Genomic DNA, 26,476 nt, shown 5'->3' with positions numbered 1-26,476 from the left:
TCCAACTGATACAGCTTGTTTCACTTGGAGGACGTGTGAGTGGGATCGACGCAGCAGACACCAGCCGGTCCAGGCGCAAGCAACGGATGACACTCGTCGCGGTGGCGTTGGGCGTGGTGATGGTCAGTCTGGACGGAACCGTCGTGCATATCGCCAACCCGACGATCGCCCGCGACCTCGGCGCGTCGATGACCGGTCTGCAGTGGGTGACCAACGGCTACCTTCTCGCACTGGCCGTGACGTTGATCGTCGGTGGCAAGCTCGGCGACAGGTTCGGCCGGCGCCGCGTCTTCGTGCTCGGAGTCGCCGGTTTCGCGCTCGCGTCCCTCGGGTGCGCCCTGTCACCGTCGACCTCGGCACTGATCGCCTTCCGTGTGCTGCAAGGACTCGCCGGGGCATGCCTGGTGCCGAACACCCTCGCGATCCTGCGATCGACGTTCCCGCCGGCCGAGTTGAACCGGGCCATCGGGACGTGGGGTGCGGCATCTGCGTTCGCCGCTGCCGCCGGCCCGATTGTCGGTGGAACGTTGGTGGAGTACCTGTCCTGGCCGGCGATCTTCGTGCTCAACGCCCCAATCGGACTGGCCGCCGGCGCGCTGGCCCACCGGTGGGTCGACGAGAGTCGTGCCCCGGGCCGCGCCGATCGGTTCGACCTGGTCGGCGCAGGTACGCTGGCCGGGGCGTTGTTCGTGTCGGTTTGGGCGCTGACCAGCACCGGCCGTGCGTGGTGGTACTTGGCGACGGGTGTGGTCGTGGCGTCAGTCCTCTTCGCAGGGTTTGTGATTCGACAGCGCCGTTTCCCCGCGCCACTCCTTCCGCTGTCACTGTTTCGTTCCCGGGCCTTGTCGGTGGGTGTCCTCCTGATCGTGACCGGGAACATCGCGCTGTACGGAGTGCTGTTCTCCATCGGCCTGTACATGCAGAACGTGAACGGCTACTCGCCGCTGGAGACGGGTGTTCGCCTGCTGCCGCTGATGGCGGTGTTCATGGTCAGCTCGCCGCTGGGCGGTCGCCTGACCGAGCGGCTGGGTTCGCGTTGGCCGCTGGCCCTCGGGATGGCGCTGCTCGCGGCCAGCTTCTTCGGGCTGGCCGGCCTGTCCACGAACTCCCCGTACAGCCGGCAGTGGCCCTGGCTGATCCTGCTTGGGGCGGGCATGGGGATCATTGTGGTCGCCGGGACCGAGGCTATCGTCGGGACGGCTCCCGTACAGCACAGCGGGGTCGCGGGAGGCCTGCAGACCACCGCGAACCAACTCGGTGGCGTGCTCGGCACGACCGTGTTCGGGACGGTGATCGCCACGATCGTCGCACGGACACTGCCGGCGCAACTCCACCGCGCAGGCGTCCCCGATGCCGTCGCGGATCAAGTCCTCGCCCACAAGGGCCTGGCCGAACAGGGAATTGCTCCTCTCGACGCGCACCTGAACCACTCTGCGCAGACGGACGATCTCGCCACGGCCGCGATCACACGCGCAACCGAACACGCGTTCATGTCCGGCGTGCAAACAGTCATGTGGGTCGGAGCCGGCATCGCGCTTCTCAGCGCGCTACTGGCGCTGCTGATCCCAGCCCGGCGTCGGGAAAGCGCCGGGGCGCAGGAGGCGCACACACATCAGTCGCATGAGCGAGCCTGACCGCAGGTCCTTCTGGTTGCCCATGGCGCGACGCCGGCGCACCGAAGGGTCGGTCCGATGACGCTCAGTTGGCCGCGCATGTGCGCTCGTAGGGCAGGGACGGCAAGTACAGGTTCCACTCCTGCTGGCTGAGGTCGCGATTGACGGTGTGGCAAATTGCTTCCGGCGTGCGGCTTTCCCAAGTCGGCGGGTTCCACAGCTGTGCGGTGCCATCGCTGCTCGCGGGATCAGGTTGGAATGAATCGGGAGAGCCCTCAACGGCGTCCCTTCCTGGAGCGGTCACGCCAGTGGCGATCGCCCAGATGGCCAAGGCAAAGCCGGGAGTTACCCCCTGATCTTGGACACTTGAACCTGGGATCTTTGTTGATCCTGGAGATCAGGAGTTCTGGAACACCATGGTGAACAAGCACTATCCGCCCGAGTTCAAGGCTGATGCGGTGGCGTTGTACCGGTCTCGGCCGGGCGCGACGATCGCGCAGATCGCCGATGATCTGGGCGTCAATCGAGAGACGTTGCGGAGCTGGGTTCGGCTCGATGACCAGCGGCGCGGCGGGGCTGTCGGTCCGGCCGCACCGGGAAGGTCGCAGCCGGCCGGTTCGGTCGAGGAAGAGAACGCCGACCTGCGTCGCCGGATCCGCGAGTTGGAGGAGGAGCGCGACATCCTGCGCAAGGCGGCCCGGTATTTCGCCGGGGAGACGCGCTGGTGAACCGCTCCCCGGTTCGTCGCCGACCACCAGCAGCGCTACGGCGTGAATCGGTTGTGTCAGCTGCTGGGCGTGGCCCGGTCGAGTTTCTACTACTGGCGGTCCACCGCCGCGGCCCGGGCCGCGCGTGAGGCTGCCGACGCGGTCCTGGCCGTGAGGATCCGGGCTGTGCAAGCCGCGCACAACGGCACCTACGGCGCGCCGCGGATCACCGCCGAACTCCGCGATGACGGTGTGGTGGTCAACCACAAGAAGGTCGCCCGGGTGATGCGCCGGCACCGGATCCGAGCGCTGCGGCTGCGACGGCGGGTGCAGACCACGACCGCGGACCCGGCCGCGGCCAAGGCCCCGGACCTGATCGGCCGGGACTTCACCGCCGGTGCGGTCAACCAGCGCTATGTCGGCGACATCACCTACCTGCCCGTCGGCGAACGCGGATTCCTCTACCTGGCCACCGTCATCGACCTGCACTCCCGCCGCCTGGTCGGGTGGGCGATCGCCGAGCACATGCGAACCGACCTCGTCGTCGACGCCCTGCACGCCGCCCAGCGGACCCGCGGCAGCCTGGACGGGGCGATCATGCACACCGATCACGGAGCCCAGTACACGTCGAAGTCCTTCGCCGAAGCCTGCACAGCGGCCGGGATCCGCCAGTCCATGAGCAAGGTCGGCAGCAGCGCCGACAACGCCCTCGCCGAATCGTTCAACGCCACCTTCAAACGCGAAACCCTGCAAGGTCGCCGCGCGTTCACCGACGAACGCGAAGCCCGGCTCACCGCATTCCGCTGGCTACACCGCTACAACACCGTCCGGCGCCACTCCCGGCTCGGACAACAGTCCCCGATCAACTACGAGAAGAACACCCGCACGGCATCGACTACGCTTGCCCAAGCCGCGCAAGCCCCGTGTCCAAGATCAGGGGTCAAGGCCCCAACATGCCCGTCCTGCGGTATCCGGCCAACCCGATCTTGACGGCGCACCAGGTCCAACGCTGTATGGCAGGAGCCACACCTGCAGGTGGTGACGGTGCACAACGCCGGCGCGGTGGCGTTGGCGGACCGGACCGTGCTGCTATGCCGAACGTCGTCTTCTCCTGTGGCCTGGTCCGCCGCCCCGACGGCACGATCGTCATCTCCTACGCCGGCAACGACACGGTGATGAACGTCGGCCTCGCGTACGAGGACGTGCTCGCCGAGCTATGCCAACGTTACGGACAGGATCCGCTGACCGGCAGACTGTTGTACGACCTGTAACGGGGCAGGACACCGCTGCTGCGCTCGCGGGTAAGCCGGCCACTCATCTGCTGCAACTGCACCGACGCATGCCGGGCACCGGCAAGGCGATCGAGGCAGCCTTCAGCGACCACCCGCCCACATGCCTTCGACCCTGAGCTGTACAAGCAGCGCCACGCCGTCGAGTGCGGGTTAGGTCGGACCGGGGCGCCCTGCCGTGATTGCTCACGGTGGGTTCCCCGGCCCGCCCGCCGCACCCGACGTGCACGCCTCCGCGCATCGGGCGCTCCACGATCGGTTGCAATGCAACGCGTCGGCTGTGGTCACCCGGTTGCACCGCCGCGTCCAGCCGGGTATCGGTCCCGCCTTCGGCGGGGTGACGGCATGACCGCGAATCGGCCCGTTTCGTCCGGGCTGCGCCGCCCGTACCGCCGGCTGCTGCTGGCGACCCCGGCGCTTACCGCCGCCGCCACGGCGCGGAGATCCGCACCACGCTCATGGAAGCCGCCGGGCCCGGACGCGAGCGGCCCACTGCTGCCGAGGTGCGCGACGTCGTCGCCGGCCGGTTGCGGTAGCGCTTCCGGTTGCCGGTCGGCAAGTTGATGATGCTCGCGCCTGTCGTGCCTCCTGAAGTCAGATGGGTTCGTAGACGAGGTGGAGCACGCCGGTGTCGAAGGTGGTGGATCGGACCAGGTTCAACGGCCGGTGCTTGCCGCCCTTGTCGAACAGGCGCGCGCCATGACCCACTACCAGCGGGTGTACGAGCAGCTCCAACTCGTCGAGCAAATCGTGGTCCAGTAGCGAACGCACCAGGGTGGCGCTGCCGCTGACCGTGATGTGCCTGTCGGGGGCAATCGTGACCGCCGCGAGCTGCCCGAGGTCGCGGATCAGGGTCGAGTTCTGCCATTCGACGGTGTTCAAGGTGGTGGAAACGACCAGCTTCGGCATGCTGTTGAGGCGCTTCGCGAACAGCACATCGTTGCCCTGGTGGGGCCAGTGGTCGGCGAACACCTCGTAGGTCGCACGCCCGAGCAGCAACATGTCCGCCTGGTGCAGTTGCGCGGCGACCGCCGACTCCATGGCGGTGTCATAGTAGGGAAAATGCCATTGCTCGGGCGACTCGACGACGCCGTCCACGGATATGAAGCACTGAGCGACGATCTTGGTCAAGAGAGCTCCTCGGAGGTGATGGGTGCGGATGGTGCCGATGCCCGCGACAGCGGCGTTGGCGGGCGGGCGGGCGCCGATGCTCCGTAGACCGGCGCCCGCCCGGACGGCTACGCGCCGAAGAACTCGGCGAGTGCGGGTGCGATGGCGGCCGCGTCCACGTTGTGCGGCTGGCCGGGCAAGGTGCGGCGGCGCGCGTTCGGCAGGGCCGCCGCGAGGGCCTCGGCGGTGCTACTGAGCCACGGCGTGGTGCCACCGTCGACGACGAGGGTCGGCATCGTGACGGCGGCCATCTGATCGATCGGCAGGGAGAAGTCACCGGTGACGGTCGCGTCGTAGACGAGTGTGTGGGCGGTCTTCTCCATCGCCGGCCAGAACGGCGACTGCCGCATCGGGGCGACGAATTCGACAGGAAGGTTGACGGCCTTGACGAAAAACAGCTCGAGCATGTCGCCGCGGCGTCCCTCGGACAACAGCTTGATCAGTTGCTCGCGGTAGTCGGCGGGCACGGCCGGGCGGCTGTCGTCGACGATGTAGGGGGTTTCCCACACGGCCAGTCTGGTGATGGCGAGGCCGTGTGCGGCCGCCCTCAGAGCCAGGATCCCGCCGCCGGAAGTGCCGTAGACGTGTGCGGATCCGCCGGCCTCGACGATGACCGCGTCCAGGTCCTCGTACTCGCGGACGACGGCGTACGGGGCCGTGTCCGCGCTGTCACCACGGCCACGCCGGTCGTAGTTGTAGACGGTGAAGAACGGTGCGAGCGCATCGACCACCGATGCATTGCTCGATCGGTCGGTCGGCCCGCCGCCGACCAGGATGACCGCCGGACCCGCACCGGCCCGGTCGTACGCGATGGCGGTGCCGTCGCGGGAGATCACGGTGTTCAAGGTGAGTCGCCTCCTCAGTAAGTCTGTCGGACTCGGCGAGCAGCATCCACCGACGACGAGCGTCCTGGCATCCGTGCAACCACGGACCCGACCACGGAGTCCGTCACGGAGAAGGCTTTGGACAAGATCCGTGACGACGGCAACGGCGGGGTGGCGATGATCGGAATCAACGAGATCTCGAAGCGGGAAGCCGAGGTTCTCGACGCGTTGGCCGCACGGATGTCGAACGCTGAGATCGCGGACAAGCTCTACATCTCGGTCCGCACCGTGGAAAGCCACGTGTCGTCGTTGCTGCGGAAGCTCGGGGCCACCGACCGCAGAGCGCTCGCCGACCGCGTCATTCCGTCGCAGGCCGGCGCGTCGCCGGCCGGCCGGATCGTAGGTCTGCCGGCGGCCTGGACGACGTTCATCGGTCGGGACCGCGAGCACGACGCCGTCATCGCGGCCCTGGCCAGCACCCGGCTGGTGACGCTGCTGGGACCGGGCGGCGTCGGCAAGACGCGACTCGCGGTGGTGCTGGCCGATGCCTCCGCGTCGATGTTCCCCAATGGTGGCGCGTTCGTCGATCTGGTCCCGGTGCGTGACGCCTTCGTGGCCCAAGCCGTGGCGTCGGTACTCGGTGTGGCGGAGAGCCCTCAACGCCAGCTGGAGGAGGCCATCGCCGACCGTCTGAGTACGAGCCGGTCGATGTTGATCCTGGACAACTGTGAGCACGTCCTCGACGCCGCGGCCGGGTTCGTCGAACGACTGCTGGCCACCTGTCCCGGCATACGGGTGCTGGTGACCAGCCGAGCCCGCCTCGGCCTGCCGGGCGAACGGTTGGTCGTCGTGGAGCCGTTGCCGCTGGCCTCCGACGCGGAGGCACTCTTCCGTGACCGCGCGACCGCGGCCGATCCGGAGTTCACGGCCGACCCGGATGTGATCGCCGACCTCTGCGCCCGGCTCGACGGCATGCCGTTGGCGATCGAGCTGGCCGCGGCCCGGGCCGCTTCACTGGGTGCACACGGTCTGCTGGCCGCCCTTGACGACGCACTCCGCCTGCTGGTCGGCGGTCGCCGACAGGACGTGCGGCACCGCTCACTGCGCACGGTCATCAGGTGGAGCTACGACCTCCTCGACGAGGAGGAGCGCACGTTGTTCCGTCACCTCGCCGTGTTCGCCGGCAGCTTCGACCTGGACGCCGTGCTGGCGGTGACCCACATCGGTGACCGGGCCGCCGTCGCCGACGTGCTCGGCCGTCTGGTCGACAAGAGCCTGGTCGTCCACCAGCGGACCACGGGCAGGTGGCGGCTGTTCGAAACCGTCCGGGCCTTCGCCCTGGACCAACTGAAGGCGGACGACGACCGCACCGACATCCAGGACCGGTACCTGTGTTGGGCCGCGACGCGCGCGGCAGCGTTGGAGGCTCGGCTCGACGGCCCATGGCACGAGGCGTTCGACGCGGTCGTCGACGACCTCCGGGCGGCACTCACGAACGCCACGCCCGGACCGGGCCGGGTGCCTCACCAACTGGCCCGCTCGCTGGGCCACCTCACCTTCGCCCGGCGCTTCCTGAAAGAGTCACTCGGTCACTTCCAGCAGGCGGCGACGCGCGCCACCGAGCCGGCGGCGGCGGCACACGACCTGCACACCGCGGCGGACTGTGCCCATGCGAGCAACATGTCCGGTCTCCACGTGTATGAGCTGCTGCTGTCCGCCGCGCAGGAGGCGCGGGCCGCGGGCGACGGCAACGCTCAGGCAGAGGCCCTGTCCCACGCTGCGGAGCTGGCCTGCCGGTTCCCGGCCAGGTTTCCTGTCGAGATCCCGTACGAGCGGCTGCGTCGGTTGGTCGACGAGGCCGTCGCGGTTGGCGACTCCACCGACACCGTCGTCGCGGCACGCCTGGCCGTCGCTGCGGCGTGGACCGCCAACCCCGCCAAGTACGACCCGGATCCCGTGCTGTCCGAGGCCGCGATGCTCGCCGCACGCGACACCACCGATCCCGTCCTTGTCAGCGCCGCCATCGATGCGACGGGTGTGGCGGCGATGAGGCAGGGCCGGCTGCGGGAGGCACACCGTCTGACCCGGCAGCGATTCGACCTGGTTTCCGCCATGCGGCGCGACGATCCACGCGCGGCTCCCGAGATCATGGACATTTTCGGCGCAGCGGTGGCCGACGCCATCATGACCGGAGACCTGCCCGCCGCAATCTCCGTCGCCCAGCAGGCGTTGGCGGACGAACTACTCGGCGACCAGTCACAGATCGCGGCGAGTCGGATGATCCCCGGCCTGGTCCTCTCCGGCGATGTCGACCGCGCGCTGCGATACTCGGTCCTGTTGTGGGACGACTGGACGCAGGCCGGCCGTCCCCACGCAGGGTGGATGTGGCCGGCGGTGTGGGCGATCGCGCTCGCTCACGGCCTACGTCGCGACGCCGGCAAGCACGCCCTGTGGCGCGCCAGGGTGGCGGAGGTCGCCGGGGCAGCGAACGTCGGCACCGGCCGGCTTTCGCCGATCGCCGCCTTCATCGACGCGCGACTCGCCATCCAGAACGGCGACCTGGCCGGCGCCGCCACCCTGGTCGAGAACGCCATGGCCGGCGCACCGGTCGGGCTGAGCCGCTACGAAACGTACGCTCGCGCCACCGGCGCTGAACTCGCTGTCGTCGCCGGGCTGCCCGACGCCACGGCATGGCTGGCCGCCGCTACCCCGGCCGCGGCGGAGAACGACTGGGCGGCCGCCTGCCTCGCACGCGCCGCCGGCCGGCTGCACCGCGACAGGTCCGCTCTCGCCGCCGCGATCGAGAGCTGGGAGCGTATCGGCGCACGGTTCGAACGGGCCTGCACCCTTCTGCTCCTACCCGAGCGCGCCGACGAGGGCCGCACCGAACTGTCCGCGCTGAACCTCCCAGAGCCGGGCTGAGGCCGGATGCCGACAGGTTCGACGCAGATGATCGCGGCACTCATCCCCGCGCCGCTCCCCCGTGCCCACCCGCCACGACCGCCGCTCCCCCACCTGCCCGCCCTGCCCGCAGGACCTGACCAGGTCGAGCCGCACCTCAACCTCGGCCGGCTCGACCCGTCCGGCCGGATCTCGGCCCGCCTGCTGCTGCACCTGCTGGGCTGGCCACCCGGGCACCGCGTCACGTTCGACACCACGCGCAGCGTCATCACGGCGACCTCCGGCCCGGCGGAGCGCCACACCATCGGCGCGACTGGCCTCCTCGCCATCCCTTCAGCGATCCAGCAGCTGTGTCACCTCACCGCCGGCGACGCGGTCGTCCTGCTCGCCGACCCCGGCCGTGACCTGCTACCCATCCACCCGGCCCGAACCGTCGCACAGTTCCTAGTTAGCCGAGCGGTTCGCCGCGGACGATGGCACCTGACCGCGAACGGCTCGACGCCGCCTGGACCGCTCTCGACGAGCTCGGCGTCACCCTCGCCGACCTACAGCGCGACGCCCGACCAGCGCTGCCGACCTTCGACGACTACCTTCCGCAGGTGCTCGCCGCGGCCGGCCCCGGCGCGCTGCGCGCCTACCGCAGCTACTGGGCGCGCATGACGACATCCAAGCGCTCCAGCGTCAGGTCGTTGGCAGCGCCCGGATCCGCCGCAACAGCCGCGGCGGCCGCCACGCCGGCGAGCTGCTCATCGCCGCCGCCCGCGCCTTCTACAACCAGGCCATCGCCGACGCCCTCATCCCGGCCGCGGACAGCCCAGCCCACCGAGTCCGCGAACCCCGACGGCTGCCCAGCACTCGGCGGGCGCTGACGCCGGCCGAACTGACCGAGATCAACCTGGTCGCCCGCACCACCGGCAACGACACCATCCTTGACGCGCTCCTGCTACGCCTGCACACCGAACCGCGTGCCGACGAGGCGGCACCCTGCGGCTGCGACTCCAAGACCTCGACGTCGAACGCGGCCTCCTGCAACTGCGCGAGAAGGGCGGCACGGTCCGCTGGCAGCCCATCAGCGCCCAGCTCGCCACCAGTCTCGCCCAGCACGCCGCCGTCCGCGGCGCGGTCCTGCCCACCGATCCGCTGCTGCGATACCGCAACGGCACCGCCCTCACCGGCCGCCGCTACGACGAGCTGTGGCGCCGCATCGACGCCCATCTGCCCTGGGTCGCTGCCCAGGGCATCACCGCCCACTGGCTGCGCCACACCACCCTGACCTGGGTCGAACGCCACTTCGGCTACGGCACCGCCCGCGCCTACGCCGGCCACACCGACACCACCGGACCAGCCACCACCACCTACATCCGCGCCGACCTGCGGGCGGTCGCCGCTGCCCTGGCCGCGATGACCGGCCAGCCACACCCGCTCGCGCAACCCGCCGGCGGCCACCCCCGTGGTCTAGCGAAGCCTTGAACACGTCCGCAGTGCAGCGGTGCGTGCATGTCGGGTCGGATGCGATTGCCCACCTGGCGATGCGGCTGCGGGCGATCAGCAGGAACCGGTCCGTGGTGACGTCCGCCAGTCGACCCGTCGTCGGACCGGATCGACCTGCCCGCAACCACGCCAACCGGCTCACGTCTGCGTAAACCGGCTCGCAGCGCATGCGCCGCCAAGCGATCGTTGACTGCGCGACGACCGCCCGAACAGATTGGATCCGGCCCGTGCCCATCGTCGATACCCAGACGCTGATCCTCGCCGAACGCGACTACATGTTCGGCGCCGGGACCTTGCGGCTCCGCGTCGAGCGCGTGTCCACCCGCCGGTTCGTCCACGACAATGACACGTGGGTAATGGTCGAAGCGGTCGAGATCGGATGGGACGGGGCACCGCGCGACCTACGCCAGGTGGCCGTCCGTGCGTCCGAACTGAGCCGTTGATGCAACACTGCCCGGCATCCATCAGTACCAGGTACCCTGCTCAACAATGTATGTCGTAGATCGTGCGGAGCGGCCGATCAGCACGCGCTCAATGACCACCGCCGACGTCGACGAGGCGCGGGTCACCATCAGCACATATTTCTACCCGACCTTCCTCGACGTGCTTGGGCCCGCCACCGATCTGTCGGCCCGGTTCGACCTGGTGGCGTCTGGGCCGGTAACGATCGGCGACATGCACTTCGGCGTCGACGTGGGTATGCGGTTCGGCGAACTGGGCGCATACCACGTCGACCTGCCGCTGACCGGCGAGCTGTGGTGGCGGCAGGGCCGGCGGCCGGCGGTCGCCACGCCGTCCACCGCAGCGGTATTCCAGCCCGTGGGTGACACCATTCTCGAGCGGTGGCATGCGGACTGCCGGCTGCTGGCCGTCAAGATCGACCGATGGGTCCTGCAAACGCAGCTCGCGAGCCTGCTCGACGCCCCCGTCCGAACCCCGGTCGCCCTGGACACCGAGTTCGACGTATCGTCCGGCCCTGGCCGCACCTGGGCGGGGCTGGTGCGGGTCCTCGCAACGGAGTCCCGCAGCTCCGACAGTCTGCTCGGTCAAGCCGGGCCGGCCGAACACCTCCAGCAGAGCGTGATCGCCGGCCTGCTGGCGCTGGCGTCGCCGCAATACCGAGAAGCGGCTGGGCCGGCCATCCGCGGCTGGGCGCCCCGCACCGTCAAGCGCGTCATCGAGGCGATGCACGCCCGTCCCGCGTACCCGTTCACGATGGCCGCGCTCGCCGAGATCGCCGGCGTCGGCGCCCGCGCGCTTCAGGACGCGTTCCACCGTCACGTCGGGGCACCACCGATGACGTACCTGCGCGAGCTGCGGCTGGCCAACGCACACCGGGAGCTGCACCGCGCCGGGCCGGAGGAGACCACCGTCGCGCAGGTCGCCTACGCCGCCGGTTTCGCTCACCTGGGCCGGTTCGCCGCCGCCTACCGCGCCCGGTACGGCGTCCCGCCGTCACAGACCTTGCGCGGCTGAAGCTCGCGAAGGCTGCTCATCGGGGCCGTCAAGCTGAGCGGCTATGCGGCTGCCGTGACGGTCGCCGGCTCGTTGCTCCAGTCGATGGCGATCCCGTCGGGCGCCCGGTCGACGGTGATGGTGGCTCCGTCGAGGACGTCGCCGGTCAGGAGCGTGCGGGCGATGCGGGTCTCGATCTCCCGCTGCAGGAAGCGGCGCAGTGGCCGGGCGCCGAAGACCGGGTCGAACCCCGCTTCGGCGATGAAGCGTCGGGCTGCTTCGGTGACCTCGACGGTGATCCGCCGGTCGGCGAGGCGGGCGCGGAGGTCGTCGAGGAGCAGGTCGACGATCCGCTCGATCTCCGGCAGGGTCAGCGGCTTGAACAGCACCGTCTCGTCGATGCGGTTGAGGAACTCCGGGCGGAAGTATTCGCGCAGTGCCGTCATGACCGCGGTGCGGGCCTGGTCGGTGAGCTGTCCGTCCGGGGTGACGCCCTGCAGGAGGTGCTGCGATCCGAGGTTGCTGGTCATGATGACGACGGTGTTGCGGAAGTCGACGGTGCGCCCTTGGGCGTCGGTGAGTCGTCCGTCGTCGAGCAGCTGCAGCAGGGTGTTGAACACGTCGGGGTGGGCCTTCTCGATCTCGTCGAGCAGGACGACCGAGTAGGGCTTGCGACGCACCGCCTCGGTCAGCTGTCCGCCCTCCTCGTAGCCGACGTAGCCGGGCGGCGCGCCGACGAGCCGGGAGACGGTGTGCCGTTCCTGGTATTCGCTCATGTCGAGCCGGACCATGTTGTCTTCGGTGTCGAACAGTGCTGCGGCGAGGGTCTTGGCCAGTTCGGTCTTGCCGACGCCGGTGGGGCCCAGGAACAGGAACGAACCGATCGGGCGGCGCGGGTCCTTGATACCGGAGCGGGCGCGGATGACAGCGTCGGCGACGACCTGGACGGCCTCGTCCTGGCCGACGACCCGCTCGTGCAGGATGTCCTCCAGGCGCAGCAGCTTGTCCCGTTCGCCCTCCAGCAGCCGGTTGACGGGGATGCCGGTCCAGCGGGCCACGATCCCGGCGATCTCGTCGGGCGTGACGACCTCGCGCAGCAGCCGGTGCCCGCTCTGCTTGGCGGTGAGCCGCTCCTCCTCGGCGCGCAGCCGCCGCTCCAGCTCCGGCAGCCTGCCCAGGCGCAGCTCCGCGGCGCGGTCCAGGTCGTAGCCGCGTTCGGCCGCCTCCGCCTCCCGCCGGATCCGCTCGATCTCCTCGCGCAGGCTCTGCACCTTGCGGATCGCCTGGCGTTCGGCGTTCCACTGGGCGCGCATCGCATCGACCTCGCCGCGCAGGTCGGTGATCTCCCGCCGGATCTGGTCCAGCCGGGCGGTGCTGGCCGGGTCGTCCTCCTTGGACAGTGCGGCATCCTCCATCTCCAGCCGCAGCAGGCGCCGGGCGGCCTCGTCGAGCTCGGCCGGCTGTGAGTCGATCTCGGTGCGTAGCATCGCGCAGGCCTCGTCGACGAGGTCGATGGCCTTGTCCGGCAGGAACCGGTCGGCGATGTACCGGTGGGACAGCTGGACCGCGGCGATGAGGGCGCCGTCCTGGATGCGCACGCCGTGGAACACCTCGAGGCGTTCCCGCAGCCCGCGCAGGATGGTGACCGCGTCGTCCGGGCTGGGTTCCGGCACCAGGATGGGCTGGACCCGGCGTTCGAACGCGGCGTCCTTCTCGATGTGCTTGCGGTACTCGTCGAGGGTGGTCGCCCCGATCATGCGCAGCTCGCCGCGGGCGAGCATCGGCTTGAGCATGTTCCCGGCGTCCATCGACCCCTCGGCGGCCCCGGCGCCCAGCACGGTGTGCAGCTCGTCGACGAACACCAGGATCCGGCCCTGCGCGGCGGTCACCTCGGCGAGCACGGCCTTGAGCCGCTCCTCGAACTCGCCGCGGTACTTCGCCCCGGCCACCAGGGAGCCCATGTCCAGCGCGAAGACCGTCTTGTCGCGCAGCCCTTCCGGCACGTCGTTGTTGACGATCCGCTGGGCGAGGCCCTCGACGATCGCGGTCTTGCCCACACCCGGGTCGCCGATGAGGACGGGGTTGTTCTTCGTCTTGCGCGACACGATCTGCACGACGCGGCGGATCTCCTCGTCGCGCCCGATGACGGGGTCGAGCCGGCCGGCGCGGGCGTCGGCGACGAGGTCCCGGCCGTACTTGGTGAGGGCCTCGTAGGCGGCCTCCGGGTTCGCGGAGGTGACCCGCTGCGCCCCGCGCACCTGCGTGAGCTGGTTGAGCAGCCGTTCCCGGGTGACGCCGAGGTCGTGCAGGGCCCGGCCGGCGTCGGTGGAGGCGCCCTCGTCGACGAGCGCCAGGAGCAGGTGCTCGACGGAGATGTACTCGTCCTTGAGCCGGCCGGCCTCACGTTCGGCGGCGTCGAGGTCCGCGGCGAGCCGGCGGGTGACCGTCACCTGGCCGGGCTGCGCGCCGGGCCCGGTCACGCTCGGCCGGCGCTGCAGGTCGCGTTCGACGCGATCGCGCAGCTGTTCGATGTCGACGCCCAGGCCGGTGAGCAGCCGCACCGTGACACCGTCAGGCTGGTCGAGCAGGCCGAGCAGCAGGTGCTCGCCGTCGACTTCGGTGTGGCCGTGCCGCATCGCCTTCGTCTGGGCGTCGTGCAGCGCCTGCTGGGACTTCTCGGTGAGTCGGTTCAGGTCCATGTCCGCCTCCTGAGTTGCGCCTCAAGTTCGTCGATGCGGGTGAGCAGGTCGAGCACGATGCCGACTGCCGCGTAGTTCAGCGGCAGTCCAGCGTGCAGCCGGCGGATCCGGGCGAGCCGGATGAGTTGCGCCCGGGCGAACCAGCGGTTGCCGAGCTCGTCGATGTGCGGCTCCAGCAGGCCGAGCGCGACCAGCCGGGAGATCAGGTCCGGGTGCAGGCCGGCGGCGGCGGCGAACGCCTCCGTGGACAGGTAGGGGCGGCGCATCAGGGCGTAGGTCATCGGTCACCTCGCGGGTTGTACGACGACACCGTCGCAAGTTCCTCGAACAGTCGCCGTTCGGCGTCGCTCAACTGCGCCGGCACCATGATCCTGATCTCGGCGTAGAAGTCGCCGGGGGCGCCGCGCGGGTTCGGCAGGCCCCGGCCGCGCAGCCGCAGCCGCCGCCCTGACGGTGTGCCTGCTGGGACGTCGACCCGCAGGGTGCCACCGGGCGTCTCGACCGGCACTGTGGCGCCCAGGGCCGCCTCCCACGGCGCCACCGGGGTCTCCACCGTGATGTCGCGGCCGCTGAGCTTGTATCGGGGGTGCGGCGCGATGTGCACCACCAGGTACAGGTCGCCGGGCGGGCCGCCGCGGGCGCCGCCGGAGCCTTGGCCCGCGAGCCGGATCCGCTGCCCCTCGGTGACCCCGGCCGGGACGTTGACCTCGTACTCGCGGGTGCGGCCGCCGGGGGCGCCGGGCAGCGTGATCTGGCGCCGGCCGCCGTGGTAGGCGTCCTCGACACTGATGGTGATCTCGGCCTCGGTGTCGGCGCCGGGCACCGGCCCACGTCCGAAACGGTCGCCGGCACCGCTCGGTCGCCCGCCGAAGATGCTGCCGAGCAGGTCCTCGAGGTCGACTTCCTCGCCGATGCCGCCCCGACCGCCGAAGCCGGCGCCCTGACCGGGGAACCCGGCGCCGGCCGACGCACGCTGCCGGGCCCCGGCCCGCTGCTCGACGTCGTCGGGCACCTGCCGCCACTGGGCGCCGAACCGGTCGTACTTGCGGCGGCTCTTCGGATCCGAGAGCACATCGTAGGCCTCGGTGATGTCTTTGAACCGGTCCTCGGCGCCCGGCTCCTTGTTGACGTCCGGATGGTTGCGGCGGGCCAGCGTGCGGTACGCGCGCTGGATCTCCTCCGCCGTCGCAGTCCGCGGGACGCCGAGGACCGCGTAGAAGTCGCGCCGGTCAGCCGCCATCGGATCCCCGCTCCGCGTCCGCCCCCTCGGCACGCCCGCCGCCTGCGCGGGCCACGGCTACGACGGCCGGGCGCAGCAGGAGCGTGTCGCCGCCGTAGCCCGGGCGGATGACCCGCACGATCGTGCCGGCCGGTACGTCCGGCTCCTCAACCGCTTCGGCCGCCTCGTGCCGGGCCGGGTCGAACGGCTCGCCGACCGCACCGACCGGGCCGAAGCCGAGCCGGGCCAGGATGTCCGCGGCCTGTTCCCTGACCTGTGCCACTCCCTGCACGATCGCCTCGGGGTCCGCGCCGGCGTGGCGCAGCGCGAGGTCGAGGTTGTCCAGCACGGGAAGCCACGCCGCGGCGACCCGCTGCCGCTCGGCGGTGACCCGGTCGGCGGCCGTCCGCTCGGCCCGCTTGCGGGCGTTGTCGGCGTCGGCGATCGCCCGCTGCGCCCGCTCCCGCACCTCGGCGAGCGCCGGGTCCTCCGGCCGGGCCGCCGACTCGGTCTCGGGCCGGTTCGCCTGTCGGGCCGGGTCATCGGTGGCGGCGTGGATCCTCTCGCCGTTCGGCTCAGCCATGGCTCACCCTCCGCTGAAGTCGGCGTCGATGACGTCATCGGCCGGAGCCGACCCGCCGGGCCGCCCAGCGGCCTGCCCTGCTTCCCGGCCCGTGGGCTGTCCCCCACCGGCCGGCTGCTGCTCGGCGGACTGCAGCGCGAACAGGACCTGCCGGAGGTCGTTGGTGAGGTTCTGCACCCGATCCATCGGTGCCTGCCCGTCGACGGCCTGCCGGGCTTCCTGCACGAGCATGTCGGCGCGGGCCCGCTCATGTTCGGGGACCTGATCGCCGAGTTCGTCGAGGCGGCGCTGCACCTGGTGGGCGACGCTGTCGAGCTCGTTGCGGGCGTCGATCTCCTGACGCGCCCGCTGGTCCGCGGCGCGGTGCTGCTCGGCTTCGCGGACCATCCGCTCGACCTCGCCCTTGTCCAGCGTGCCGCTCTCGGTGACGGTGATCTTCTGCTCGGCGCCGGTGTCCTTGTCGCGTGCGGACACGTTGAGGATGCCGTTGGCGTCGATGTCGTAGGTGACCTCGATCTGTGGTTCGCCGCGCGGCGCCGGGCGGATGTTCTCCAGCCGCATGCGGCCCAGGACCCGGTTGTCGGCGGCGCGTTCCCGCTCGCCCTGCAGCACCACCACGTCGACGGCGGGCTGGTTGTCCTGCGCCGTGGAGAACGTCTCGGTGCGGCGGGTCGGGATCGTCGTGTTCCGGTCGATGACCTTCGTCATGAGCCCGCCGAGGGTCTCCACGCCCAGCGACAGCGGAGTGACGTCGAGCAGCACGACGTCGCGGACGTCGCCCTTGAGCACGCCGGCCTGGATCGCGGCGCCGAGCGCGACGACCTCGTCCGGGTTCACCGTCATGTTGGGGTCCTTGCCGCCGGTGAGCCGGCGGACCAGTGCCTGCACCGCCGGCATCCGGGTCGCGCCGCCGACGAGGATCACCTCGTCGAGGTCGTCGGCCTTGACGCCGGCGTCGCTCATGGCCTGCCGCACCGGGCCGTTGGTGCGCTCCAGCAGGTCGTGGGTGAGCCCCTCGAACGTCGAGCGGGTGACGGTCGCCGTGAGGTGCTTCGGGCCGGACGCGTCGGCGGTGATGAACGGCAGGTTCACCTGGGTCTGCGTCACCGACGACAGCTCGATCTTCGCCCGTTCGGCGGCCTCGGTGAGCCGCTGCAGCGCCTGCGGGTCCTGACGCAGGTCGATGCCCTGCTCCTTGCGGAACGTATCGGCGAGGTGGTCGACCAGGCGGTGGTCGAAGTTGTCGCCGCCGAGGTGCGTGTCGCCGGCCGTGGCCCGGACCTCGACCACGCCGTCGCCGACGTCGAGGATGCTCACGTCGAACGTGCCGCCACCCAGGTCGAAGACGAGGACCGTCTCGTGGCCCTTCTTGTCCAGGCCGTAGGCGAGGGCGGCCGCGGTGGGCTCGTTGATGATCCGCAGGACTTCGAGGCCGGCGATCCGGCCGGCGTCCTTGGTCGCCTGCCGTTGAGCGTCGTTGAAGTAGGCCGGGACGGTGATGACGGCTTCGGTGACCTTCTCGCCGAGGTACTTCGCGGCGTCGTCGGCGAGCTTGCGCAGGATCTGTGCGGAGACCTCCTCCGGCGAGACCTGCTTGCCGCGGATGTCGAACCGGACCGCCCCGTCGGGCCCGGGCACGACGTCGTACGTGACCGTCCTGGCCTCTTCGGTGATCTCGTCGAACTTCCGGCCGATGAACCGCTTCGCGGAGTACACGGTGCCCTTGGGGTTCAGCACCGACTGCCGTCTGGCGAGCTGACCGACGAGCCGCTCACCGGTGTCGGTGTACGCGACGACCGACGGCGTGGTCCGGCTGCCCTCCGCATTCGGCATGACGGTCGGCTGGCCACCCTCGAACGCGGCGATCACCGAATTGGTCGTGCCGAGATCGATACCTACAGCTCTGGCCATGACCGGCTCCTCTCGGAATGGGGCTGGTGCGTCGCCGAAAGCCTGTCGTTCTCGCAGTCGGGGCGACTTCCTCCGACGCAGATGACTGATGCTCTGACCCATCCGCCGCGCGGGCACGGCTCGCTGCGCGGGTCTGAGGTCGCCGACGGGCGCCTCGGCCCGGCTGCGGCCCGTGAGCACCCCGGCTGCGTGACGTCGCGCCACGTTGGCCAGGGCGCCCTCGCGCCGTGCCTTACACCATGTCGATGCACGTCGGCGGCACGGCCCGGTCAGCTCCGCTGGCCTGGGTTCTGACCGCTTCGCTGCGGGCCGCCGGACTGCTGCGATCCGGACCGCTGGGTGCCCTGCTGCTGTCCCGTGGCGGACTGGCCTGTCTGCTGCTGGCCCGTCTGCTGCTGGCTCAGTCGCTGGCGGCCCTGCTGGTCGCCCTGCGCCTGGATCTCGATCCGGCGTGGCTGCGCGTTCCTGGCCTTCGGAACCGTCACCGTGAGCACGCCGTTGCTGTAGGCGGCCTGCACCTGGTCGCTGTCGATGTCGCTGGGCAGGTCGATCATGTACTCGAACTCACCGGTCCGACGCCCCTGGCGGCGCACGACGCCACCGCGGCTGCGCTCCTGGAACGCGCCGGAGATCCGCAGCTCCTCGCCGCGCATCTCGAGATTGACGTCCTCCGGGTTCACGTTTGGCAGGTCGACGTCGACGACAAAGGCGTCCTCGGTCTCCTCCACGTCGACCGGCGGCGACCAGTCGGCCGATCCGCCGATCCCGGCTTCACCGCTGATGAGCGACTGGATGAGTTGACCGAACCTGCTGTTGAGCTCGTCCACCTCGCGGCGCGGGTCCCAGCGGTACGCCGGCGTGCCAACCAGCAGCCCGCCGCGGCGCTGCCGGGACGAGAAGGGTGCGAGTGTCATCGTGATCGGTTTCCTTTCCGAGCGCGAACTCTGGCATTTCCCCAACCGTTGTCCGGACTCAGGTGAATCCACTTCCCTGCCCCCGGACGACCGCCGGGTCGGTGCTTCGACGAGTGTCGTCAGGCATCACCGACCTTGCTGGACTCGATGAGTCGCGGTCTGCATCGCGAGCCACGACCGCGGCTGCGGCGATCCACCTCACGGGGCGATGACGATGCGGTTCTCGACGGCGGTCACGCCCGGCGCCGACCAGGCGACGCGTTCGGCTTCCTCCCGCTCGGCCCACGAACGGACTTGACCGGTGAGCACGACCTTGTCGTTCTGCACGTCGACGTTCACGTGCTCGGCGTCGGTCTCGGCGCTGCGTACCAGTGCCTCCTCGATCCGCGTGCGCAGGTCTTTCGGTGACGGCTGCACCCGCGGACGCGGACGCACCGAGAGCAGATTGGTCACTCCGCGCACACCGGGCAGCTTGTCCACCGCGCGTTGCGCGGCCCTGCGCTGATGCTCCCATTCGACCTCACCACGCAGCGTGACCCAGCCTTTCGATACCGTCACCTCGACGCGCTCGATCGGGATGAACGCGTCCCACTCCAACGCGCGGACGGCTGACGCGGCGATCTCGGAGTCCGGCAGTTGCGCCGCGATCGGCAACCGGACCTCGATGTCGTCGGCGACCGCCTTCACCCCGCGAATCCGGTGCACCGCACGCTCGGCGGCCAACTTCTTCTGGTAGCTGTCGACCCATCCGGCCAACGTCACCACGCCGTGGTGCACCCCGACCGCTATGGCGTTGGGCTGCAGGCGGGAATCCCACCGCAGTTCCTCGATCACGTCCCGCTCGATGTCGGCGTCTGCGCGCGTGAAGGTTGCGGTACTCATGCCTGCTCCTTCCGTGCTGCTCCTCGGGTGCTGCTCCTTCCGTCGGACCACGTTCAACGGTTCGTCGACCCGACCAACGCCGTACCACCCGCACAGAATGAGGTGGGCGGTAATCCCAATTGGCATCACGACAGCGGGAAGCGCGATCCGCGACCCTGCGAGGGGGTCGGCACGGGCCCCGGCGACTACCGGAGGATGGCGGCGGTGTCGTCGGCCGCGCGGCCGGTGCTTTGCAGGTACTTCCAGACCAGTTGCACTGCCGTGGCGCCTTCGCCCACGGCGGAGGTGACCCGCTTGATCGACCCGCTGCGCACGTCACCGGCGGCGAACACGCCGGGCAGGCTGGTCTGCAGCAGCGGCCGGCGCTGCGTGTCCGGCTCGTCGCTGTCCGGGCCGGTGAGGATGAAGCCGTCCTCGTCGGTGGTGACCTCGCCGGCCAGCCAGTCGGTGCACGGCCGCGCACCGATGAAGACGAACAGCGCACGGGCGGGAAGTTCGCGGCGCTGGCCGGTGCCCTTGTCCTCCACCACGAGCCTTTCGAGGCAGTCGCCGCCCAGCAGTTCGCGCACCTCGGTGCCGAGGTGCGTCTCAATGCCCGGTGTCGTCCCGATCCGGTCAACCAGGTAGCGCGACATGGTCTCATCGAGGTCCCTGCGGGCAAGCAGGTGCACGACCCGCGTGTACCTCGACAGGAACAGCGCCGCCTGGCCCGCCGAGTTTCCACCACCCACGACCGCGACCGGGTCGTCGCGGCAGAACAAGGCCTCGGACAGGGTGGCCGCGTAGTAGATGCTGCTCGCTTCGAACTCCTCGAACCGCGGAACGTCGAGTTTGCGATACCGGACGCCGGTGGCGATCAGGACGGTCCGGGCCGTGACCTCACCGCCGGTGTCGAGCTCGATGACAAGGTTGCCTTCCCGTTCCCGGAGCCCGCACGCCCGAGCAGGCACACTGAACGTGGCTCCGAACTTCTCCGCCTGCACGACCGCCCGTTCGGCCAGCTCGCCGCCGGAGATCCCGGTGGGAAAGCCGGGATAGTTCTCGATCCGCGACGTTCGGCCGGCCTGGCCGCCGGTGGCGAACTCGTCGAGGGCGACCGTCACCAGCCCTTCCGAGGCGCCGTAGACGGCGGCGGCGAGGCCGGCCGGACCGGACCCGACGACGGCAAGGTCGCACACCGTGACGCCCGGTCCGGGCGCGGGCAGGCCCACCGCGTGTGCCAGATCCGCGTTGCTGGGGTTCCGCAGCACCTGCCCGGCCGGGCAGATCACCACCGGGGTCTGCTCCGGTCGCACGTGCAGCTCGCGCAGCAGCGTCTCGGCGTCCTGATCCTTCTCCAGATTGACCCACTGGTAGGGAATGCGGTTGCGAGCCGCGAACTCGCGCAGCCGCCGGTTGTCGGACGAGAACTGGGATCCGATGATCCGCAGCCCGGTGCCGCGGCCGATGAGCAGGGAACGGCGGCTCAGGTACGCCTTCAGGATCAGGTCACCCAGGGTGGGGTCCTGTGCGACAACGGCCTTGAGACGGTCGACCGGCACCCTGAGGACCTCGCCGGGCTCGCGCACCTGCGAGGTGCAGAAGGCCGCCTCACCGGTGATCAAGCTCAGCTCACCAAGAAACCGCTTGGGGCCGTGCACGCTGATGACGCGTTCGTCGCCGCCGAACCCGTCGACATCGGCCACCTTGCCGGCGAGCACCACGAAGAAGTCGTAGTGTTCCTCGCCCTCCCGGATGAGTACCTCGCCCATCTGCGTCTGATGACGCTGCCCCTCCGAGGACAGGGCCTCGATGTGGGTGTCATCCAGGGACGGGTAGCCGCCATAGTTGTCCGGGGTCTCGACCAGCATGTTCACATCCACCACCCCCAAAGCAGGGATGCGAGCTACCCGGAGCCTTGCCCGCGAACCCCTCGTCCCGCGTCAGAGGTCCGGGTGCATGATCACCTTGGTCCTGCCGCGCTCGCGCTTGTCGAAGCGCTCGTAGCTCCGGGGCCCGGTGCGGTAGTTCAGAGCAGTAGGTTGAATATCCGCAGCGCCCGCTCCCAGTGTGCGGTCTGCGGGTTCTTCAGATCCGGATCCATGATCTTGAAGGTACGCGCGAGCGCGACGCTCAGGCCACCGACGATGTCCGGCAGCCGGCGCTCGGCGTCCTCGCCGAGTGCCAGGTCCAGCGGCGGCCGGGCGGTGAGCGTGTCCAGGATGGGGCGCAGCTCGATCTCCTCGTCCAGGTGCCGGAACTCGTGGATGCACTCCTGCAGGCCCTTCGTCACCGGTATGTCGTGGGCCGCGATGACGTCACGACCGTTCGCCTTCGCCTTCGCCTGTGCGATCAGCAGCAGGTCGTAGACCTTCTCATCGACGAAGTCTCCGTAGCGTTTGAGGTCGCTCTTGTCCACGTCCAGGCTCGCCGCCGCCCGGAAGAAGCGCTCAAACCGATCAATGGCTACCACCGGCATCGCGGTACCTCCTGTCCTGTCGGGTTCTCGGGTGCTACCCGCAATCGGGCCGCGCATGCCGGCAGGTCATCGGCTCAAGACGCCCTCACCTGCCTCGAGCAGAGCTGGTCAGCCCCTACCGGCTTCTGTTCACGTCCTGAACGCCCGCAACCCGATCGAGGCCTACCGGAAGCTCCCATCCGTGATCAATGGGGGCCGGCGCCGTGCGCGAACGACACCGACTCCGGGCCGTGGACCGGGGCGGCCTGCCGCTCCAGCCGGCGCAGCGCCCGACGCAGGTCGCTCAGCAGCAGGCCGGCCAGATCGTGGCTGAATCCGTTGCGCACCACGATGCGCAGCACCGCCAGGTCGGTGCGGTGCTCGGGGAACGTGTACGCCGGCACGATCCAGCCGCTCTCACGCAGCGCCAATGAGACGTCGAACACGCTGTACGCGGTGATGTCCTTGCGCAGCGTGACCGCCAGCACCGGCAGCTCGTCACCCCTGGTGAGCACCCGGAACGGCCCCAGCCCGGCAATCCGGTCCGCCAGGGTCGTCGCGATGTCCCGGCTGTAGAGCTGCACTCTGCGATACCCCTCGAAGCCGAGGCGCAGGAAGTTGTAGTACTGCGCGACGACCTGCGAGCCAGGACGGGAGAACGTGAGCGCGAACGTCGGCGTCTCGCCACCCAGATAGTTGACCCGGTACACCAGATCCTCCGGCAGTGCGGCGGCGGCGCGCCAGACCACCCAGCCGAGGCCCGGACAGACGAGGCCGTACTTGTGCCCGGACACGTTGATCGAGGCGACCCTGGGCAGCTGGAAGTCCCAGTCCAGGTCCGGGTCGCAGAACGGCGCGATCATCCCGCCGGACGCGGCGTCGACGTGCACCGGGATGTCCCATCCGGTGCGCCCGTGCAACTCGTCCAAGGCGGCGCAGATTTCCGCGACCGGCTCGTAGCTGCCGTCGAATGTGGAGCCCAGGATCACCACCACGCCGATGGTGTTCTCGTCGCAGTGCTCCACCGCAGCGGGCCCCGACAGATGGAACCGATCCCCCTCCATCGGTACCAGCCGAGCGTCCACGTCCCAGTAGTTGGCGAACTTCTGCCAGCAGACCTGGGTGTTGATGCCCATCACGATGTTCGGCCGCTCGGTCGGCAGTCCGGCGGCCTGGCGCGTACGCTGCCAGCGGCGCTTGAGGGCCAGTCCACCGAGCATGCACGCCTCGCTCGAACCGGACGTCGAACAGCCGGGCGCCTGCCCTGCGTCGGGGGCGTGCCAGAGCCGGGCCAGCATCCGTACGCAACGGGTCTCGAGATCGGCGGTGCGCGGGTACTCGTCGCGGTCGATCATGTTCTTGGTGAGGCTTTCGGTCGCCAGCCGAGTGGCCTCAGGCTCCATCCAGGTGGTGACGAACGTGGCGAGGTTGAGCCGCGGGTTGCCGTCGAGCAGCAGCTCGTCGTGGACCACCTGGTAGGCGACCTGTGGGTCGAGCTCGGTGTGCGGCAGCCGGTCCCGCGGGATCCGGACCGGCTCCCGGGTGAACAGCGGGTTCACCGAGAGCTCCGGTCGCGGGGCCTTCCGGTCGTACTCGGGGCGTGACGACATGTCCTGGCCTCCTGTTCGCTTCTGCGCTCTCGCTTCAGCGCTGCAGTGCCACGTCGATCGCAAGCAGTCCGTTGGTCACTGCGGAAATATGGAGTGGCTGTGCCTGCCGCGGCTCGACTCGCCGAGCAGCACACCGCATCGGTGGACTGCGGTGATTCCCCGGAGGGGAACCGGTAGGAGGGTGCTCTACCCGGCCGGTACACGGCCATGCGGTCGGCACGGCCCGCTCAGCTCTGGCGCTCATCGATGACCTCGTCCGGCTGGTAGAGGTACGCCGCCTCCCGGACCGACTCGTCGCTCTCCAGGCCTGCGCCGAGTGCGCCGCCGATCGTGGCCACCGAGCACGCCAACCAGGCGATGGCCAGGAAATCACCAGTGCCGGCCGGACGGCCGAGCGCGTCGGTCAAGCCGGCCTCGGGGACCAGCAGCAGGACGCCGCCGAGCGCCAGTACGAACAGCGCCAGATACAGTGCGAGCACACCGATCACCACGGTCAGCACGGTGACGATGTTGAACAGGATCACCTGCTCACCTGCGGGCGACCTGCCCGTCGCACCCGACGGTGTGCGCTCCCACAGCGAGGCGCCCACGATGATGGTCACCACGACCGCGAGCACCGCACCGGCGCTGAGCAGGAGCAGCCGCACCCGGCTGTACTCCACCGCGAGCCGCCAGATGTCGCTGGTGACCAGTGCGAAAACCCCGGCGGTGATCGCCGCGACGAGCGCCCTCGACAGCCCGATCGTCAGCCGCCACGGCCGATTGGCACGCAGCATGCCGAGCAGGAGACGCAGGTTTCCGGTCACCACACCGGCGACCAGACCGATGCCGCCGTGGTCGGCCCGTGGCGGCCCGCCGAACTGGCGGGCGGTGCGCTCGTCGTCACCGGCGAGCAGGGCGGTGACGAGCCGGACGATCGTCTCGCGCGCACGGCCGGCGACCGCGATCGGACCGAGCGCCGGAACGGACAGTACCGCGACCGAATGGGTTGCGCTGGCGTGCGCGACAACCGGCCTCCGGGACGTCTGCAACGGCAGATCGGTCAAGCACACCGTGAGCTGCCAACCCTCCTGCAACATGCGACGGCGGGCGGCGTCGATCAGCTGTGACAGCTCCGCCGGGCGATCGACCAGCCGATCGATGATGACGCGAACGGTCCACGCAACGCCCGGCGAACTCCTGGCGAGCATGTCCGGCAGCTGGTCGACGACCTGGCCGGCCAGGTTCGCGGCCGGTCCGGGTGACGCGACCAGCCCGACGATCACCGGGTCAGCCTCGCGTTGTCGCGGCGGGCCTGCCCGTGCCGGGCATACCGATACCCGCGTTCATCCAGCATGGCCGCCATCTGACCTCGCACTCCGGACCGGTGACTCCACGGTGGGTTCCGCTCCGCGGCCGGCGCAGCCGGCGTCAGCGTTCGGCGTCAGCGGCGGCCTCGTCGACGGCGAATTCCAGTTCCTCCAGTGAGTAGCCGCCGTCGTGCCGGTCGCCGTTGATGAAGAACGTCGGCGTGCCGTTGACCCCGCTGTGGACCCCGCCGACGAAGTCCGAACGGATCTTGTCCAGGTACTGGTGGCTGCGGATCGCCCCGGCGATCGCCTCGTCGTCGAGCCCTATGGCCGCGGCGCCCGCGAGGATGGTCATCGCGTCGAGCTCGTCCTGGTGTTCGAAGAGCCAGTCGTGCATCTGCCAGAAGCGGCGCTTGCTGCCGGCCGCCTCGGCGGCTTCCGCCGCCATCTCCGCGGACGGGTGGACGTTCGTCAGTGGGAAGTGCCGATACACGAACCGGACCGCGCCCTGGCGCCGGTGCAGCAGCTCACCGACGATCGGATGCGCCATCGCGCAGTACGGGCACTGGTAGTCGCCGTACTCGACGAGCGTGACCGGCGCGTCGACGGGGCCGAGCGTGTGATCGCGTTCGCTGACCGGCACGACGAGCCGGGCACTCGCGCTCTGCAGTGGCGTTGTCATGGCGTCTCGTCCTCCTGCTCATCTCGGCGCGCCTGGTTCGCCTCGCGGCGCCCCGCAGCCCTCGTCCCCTCGACATGGCAACAATCGTCGGCGCGCTTCGGGGCCACCGAATCACCCTCTCGAGGTGGGCGGCCCGCCGCCACACCAGCGGTACACGAACGTGCGGCAACGAGCGTCCGCCCAGGGCGACCGACCCGCACCGTGGACGACGGCGAGCTCTCGTCCGAACCTGCCGGGTAAGCCAGCCTGACCCGATGCCAGTAAAGGAACGACCAGGACGCGCGGCCCGTTCACTGGTCAGTGCTCGAAACCGACGTCCATCACGTCCTGCAGGGCACCTGGCCACCCGAGTGATCAGCGGATGCCCGCAAGGGCCGTGTCGGCCCATTGCCGCAACACCGGCGCGGGCGCGGCGCCCGACTTGCGCGCCAGGACCTTGCCGTCGTGCATGATCAGCAGCGTCGGCACTGCCTTCACGTCGAAGCGTCGGGACAGCGTCGGAGCGGCGTCCACGTCGACCTTGACGAGCTTCAGGTTGCCTGCGAGGTCCCGGGCGACCTGCTCCAGGGCGGGCGTCACCATGCGGCAAGGCCCGCACCAGGTCGCCCACAGGTCGACCACCACCGGGAGGGCCGACTGCTCGGCCACTGTGGCGAACGTGGTGTCGGTCGCGTCGGCGATCCACGGCAGGGGCTGATGGCAGTTGCCGCACCGCGGGACTCCGGGGGACGCCGCGGGGACGCGGTTGCGGCGCCCGCAGTGCGAGCAGACGACGATCTCACCGCTCATGCGCGGGGCCT

22 protein-coding genes and 1 pseudogene are annotated in these 26,476 nt (G+C 70.1%); 8 read left to right on the top strand and 15 right to left on the bottom strand.

The features are described 5' to 3' along the window. Nucleotides 1-35: 35 nt before the first annotated feature. From ABZ321_RS21400 to ABZ321_RS21390, 3 genes and pseudogenes are all read left to right on the top strand, one after another. Entirely contained in the window at nt 36-1,634 is a 1,599-nt protein-coding gene (locus ABZ321_RS21400) for an MFS transporter (protein ID WP_354893690.1), read from the top strand. Between the two features lie 395 nt (nt 1,635-2,029). Continuing rightward, nucleotides 2,030-3,196 (top strand): annotated as a pseudogene (locus tag ABZ321_RS21395) (IS3 family transposase); the annotation flags it as partial. Between the two features lie 215 nt (nt 3,197-3,411). Continuing rightward, nucleotides 3,412-3,591, top strand: a complete 180-nt coding sequence (locus tag ABZ321_RS21390) for a hypothetical protein (protein ID WP_354893687.1) — start codon at nt 3,412-3,414, stop codon at nt 3,589-3,591. A gap of 612 nt (nt 3,592-4,203) precedes the next feature. On the opposite strand, the gene ABZ321_RS21385 is transcribed toward ABZ321_RS21390, so the two are convergent. Further along, nucleotides 4,204-4,740: a dihydrofolate reductase family protein gene (locus ABZ321_RS21385; protein ID WP_344513384.1), complete on the bottom strand. Its 537-nt coding sequence runs from the start codon at nt 4,738-4,740 to the stop codon at nt 4,204-4,206. A gap of 107 nt (nt 4,741-4,847) precedes the next feature. Further along, nucleotides 4,848-5,615, bottom strand: a complete 768-nt coding sequence (locus ABZ321_RS21380) for an alpha/beta hydrolase (protein ID WP_344513473.1) — start codon at nt 5,613-5,615, stop codon at nt 4,848-4,850. A gap of 126 nt (nt 5,616-5,741) precedes the next feature. On the opposite strand from ABZ321_RS21380, the gene ABZ321_RS21375 reads away from it, so the two are divergent. From ABZ321_RS21375 to ABZ321_RS21355, 5 genes are all read left to right on the top strand, one after another. Beyond that, nucleotides 5,742-8,525: a LuxR C-terminal-related transcriptional regulator gene (locus ABZ321_RS21375; RefSeq protein WP_354893684.1), complete on the top strand. Its 2,784-nt coding sequence runs from the start codon at nt 5,742-5,744 to the stop codon at nt 8,523-8,525. Between the two features lie 27 nt (nt 8,526-8,552). Continuing rightward, nucleotides 8,553-9,164 (top strand): hypothetical protein, encoded by a 612-nt coding sequence (locus ABZ321_RS21370; RefSeq protein ID WP_354893681.1) that lies wholly within the window; start codon nt 8,553-8,555, stop codon nt 9,162-9,164. Between the two features lie 324 nt (nt 9,165-9,488). Next, nucleotides 9,489-9,974 carry a site-specific integrase gene (locus ABZ321_RS21365; protein WP_354894120.1) on the top strand — a complete coding sequence of 162 codons (486 nt, stop codon included), beginning with the start codon at nt 9,489-9,491 and terminating at the stop codon, nt 9,972-9,974. A gap of 248 nt (nt 9,975-10,222) precedes the next feature. Further along, on the top strand, nt 10,223-10,438 hold the full coding sequence (locus ABZ321_RS21360) for a hypothetical protein (RefSeq protein ID WP_354893678.1): 216 nt from the start codon (nt 10,223-10,225) through the stop codon (nt 10,436-10,438). 91 nt (nt 10,439-10,529) lie between these two features. Then, on the top strand, nt 10,530-11,471 hold the full coding sequence (locus ABZ321_RS21355; protein ID WP_354893675.1) for an AraC family transcriptional regulator: 942 nt from the start codon (nt 10,530-10,532) through the stop codon (nt 11,469-11,471). A 41-nt stretch (nt 11,472-11,512) separates the two neighbouring features. On the opposite strand, the gene clpB is transcribed toward ABZ321_RS21355, so the two are convergent. The 13 genes from clpB to trxA all read right to left on the bottom strand — a co-directional run bounded on the left by clpB (nt 11,513) and on the right by trxA (nt 26,465). After that, nucleotides 11,513-14,149, bottom strand: coding sequence for an ATP-dependent chaperone ClpB (clpB, locus tag ABZ321_RS21350; RefSeq protein ID WP_354893672.1), 2,637 nt, complete (start codon nt 14,147-14,149; stop codon nt 11,513-11,515). Beyond that, nucleotides 14,140-14,430 carry a chaperone modulator CbpM gene (locus ABZ321_RS21345; RefSeq protein ID WP_344513391.1) on the bottom strand — a complete coding sequence of 97 codons (291 nt, stop codon included), beginning with the start codon at nt 14,428-14,430 and terminating at the stop codon, nt 14,140-14,142. The genes clpB and ABZ321_RS21345 overlap by 10 nt, the downstream gene beginning before the upstream one ends. After that, complete coding sequence (locus tag ABZ321_RS21340) at nt 14,427-15,389, bottom strand: J domain-containing protein (protein WP_344513392.1); 963 nt, start codon at nt 15,387-15,389, stop codon at nt 14,427-14,429. Before ABZ321_RS21340 ends, ABZ321_RS21345 begins: the two co-directional genes overlap by 4 nt. Next, complete coding sequence (locus ABZ321_RS21335) at nt 15,379-15,951, bottom strand: nucleotide exchange factor GrpE (protein ID WP_344513394.1); 573 nt, start codon at nt 15,949-15,951, stop codon at nt 15,379-15,381. The genes ABZ321_RS21340 and ABZ321_RS21335 overlap by 11 nt, the downstream gene beginning before the upstream one ends. Before the next feature lie 3 nt (nt 15,952-15,954). Further along, the gene (gene dnaK / locus ABZ321_RS21330; protein WP_344513396.1) at nt 15,955-17,862 is read right to left on the bottom strand and encodes a molecular chaperone DnaK; all 1,908 of its coding nucleotides are present in this window, start codon (nt 17,860-17,862) and stop codon (nt 15,955-15,957) included. 269 nt (nt 17,863-18,131) lie between these two features. Beyond that, nucleotides 18,132-18,776, bottom strand: coding sequence for an Hsp20/alpha crystallin family protein (locus ABZ321_RS21325; RefSeq protein WP_344513398.1), 645 nt, complete (start codon nt 18,774-18,776; stop codon nt 18,132-18,134). Between the two features lie 198 nt (nt 18,777-18,974). Then, on the bottom strand, nt 18,975-19,658 hold the full coding sequence (locus ABZ321_RS21320) for a BON domain-containing protein (RefSeq protein ID WP_344513477.1): 684 nt from the start codon (nt 19,656-19,658) through the stop codon (nt 18,975-18,977). Nucleotides 19,659-19,843: 185 nt separating this feature from the next. Beyond that, nucleotides 19,844-21,508 (bottom strand): FAD-dependent oxidoreductase, encoded by a 1,665-nt coding sequence (locus tag ABZ321_RS21315; protein ID WP_354893666.1) that lies wholly within the window; start codon nt 21,506-21,508, stop codon nt 19,844-19,846. 158 nt (nt 21,509-21,666) lie between these two features. Beyond that, nucleotides 21,667-22,116 carry a DUF1931 family protein gene (locus ABZ321_RS21310; RefSeq protein ID WP_354893663.1) on the bottom strand — a complete coding sequence of 150 codons (450 nt, stop codon included), beginning with the start codon at nt 22,114-22,116 and terminating at the stop codon, nt 21,667-21,669. A 185-nt stretch (nt 22,117-22,301) separates the two neighbouring features. Continuing rightward, entirely contained in the window at nt 22,302-23,705 is a 1,404-nt protein-coding gene (locus ABZ321_RS21305) for a glutamate decarboxylase (RefSeq protein ID WP_354893660.1), read from the bottom strand. A gap of 227 nt (nt 23,706-23,932) precedes the next feature. Beyond that, nucleotides 23,933-24,970: a hypothetical protein gene (locus ABZ321_RS21300; RefSeq protein ID WP_344513404.1), complete on the bottom strand. Its 1,038-nt coding sequence runs from the start codon at nt 24,968-24,970 to the stop codon at nt 23,933-23,935. Nucleotides 24,971-25,115: 145 nt separating this feature from the next. Then, the gene (locus ABZ321_RS21295; protein ID WP_354893657.1) at nt 25,116-25,676 is read right to left on the bottom strand and encodes a DsbA family protein; all 561 of its coding nucleotides are present in this window, start codon (nt 25,674-25,676) and stop codon (nt 25,116-25,118) included. A gap of 354 nt (nt 25,677-26,030) precedes the next feature. Further along, nucleotides 26,031-26,465, bottom strand: a complete 435-nt coding sequence (gene trxA, locus ABZ321_RS21290; RefSeq protein WP_344513407.1) for a thioredoxin — start codon at nt 26,463-26,465, stop codon at nt 26,031-26,033. Nucleotides 26,466-26,476 lie beyond the last annotated feature (11 nt).

It is taken from the genome of Dactylosporangium sp. NPDC006015, from assembly GCF_040614215.1.
Classification (GTDB): Bacteria; Actinomycetota; Actinomycetes; order Mycobacteriales; family Micromonosporaceae; genus Dactylosporangium; species Dactylosporangium maewongense.
Note: the sequence above shows the minus strand (reverse complement) of the source record. Positions and strands in the feature narration are given on the sequence as shown.

Bases quoted from the DNA above. Each gene is read 5' to 3' on its own strand.
- ABZ321_RS21390 (WP_354893687.1), top strand. From the start codon at position 3,412: ATGCCGAACGTCGTCTTCTCCTGTGGCCTGGTCCGCCGCCCCGACGGC.
- ABZ321_RS21370 (WP_354893681.1), top strand. From the start codon at position 8,553: ATGATCGCGGCACTCATCCCCGCGCCGCTCCCCCGTGCCCACCCGCCA.
- ABZ321_RS21355 (WP_354893675.1), top strand. From the start codon at position 10,530: ATGACCACCGCCGACGTCGACGAGGCGCGGGTCACCATCAGCACATAT.
- clpB (WP_354893672.1), bottom strand. From the start codon at position 14,149: ATGGACCTGAACCGACTCACCGAGAAGTCCCAGCAGGCGCTGCACGAC.
- ABZ321_RS21345 (WP_344513391.1), bottom strand. From the start codon at position 14,430: ATGACCTACGCCCTGATGCGCCGCCCCTACCTGTCCACGGAGGCGTTC.
- ABZ321_RS21340 (WP_344513392.1), bottom strand. From the start codon at position 15,389: ATGGCGGCTGACCGGCGCGACTTCTACGCGGTCCTCGGCGTCCCGCGG.
- ABZ321_RS21335 (WP_344513394.1), bottom strand. From the start codon at position 15,951: ATGGCTGAGCCGAACGGCGAGAGGATCCACGCCGCCACCGATGACCCG.
- dnaK (WP_344513396.1), bottom strand. From the start codon at position 17,862: ATGGCCAGAGCTGTAGGTATCGATCTCGGCACGACCAATTCGGTGATC.
- ABZ321_RS21325 (WP_344513398.1), bottom strand. From the start codon at position 18,776: ATGACACTCGCACCCTTCTCGTCCCGGCAGCGCCGCGGCGGGCTGCTG.
- ABZ321_RS21320 (WP_344513477.1), bottom strand. From the start codon at position 19,658: ATGAGTACCGCAACCTTCACGCGCGCAGACGCCGACATCGAGCGGGAC.
- ABZ321_RS21315 (WP_354893666.1), bottom strand. From the start codon at position 21,508: ATGCTGGTCGAGACCCCGGACAACTATGGCGGCTACCCGTCCCTGGAT.
- ABZ321_RS21310 (WP_354893663.1), bottom strand. From the start codon at position 22,116: ATGCCGGTGGTAGCCATTGATCGGTTTGAGCGCTTCTTCCGGGCGGCG.
- ABZ321_RS21305 (WP_354893660.1), bottom strand. From the start codon at position 23,705: ATGTCGTCACGCCCCGAGTACGACCGGAAGGCCCCGCGACCGGAGCTC.
- ABZ321_RS21295 (WP_354893657.1), bottom strand. From the start codon at position 25,676: ATGACAACGCCACTGCAGAGCGCGAGTGCCCGGCTCGTCGTGCCGGTC.
- trxA (WP_344513407.1), bottom strand. From the start codon at position 26,465: ATGAGCGGTGAGATCGTCGTCTGCTCGCACTGCGGGCGCCGCAACCGC.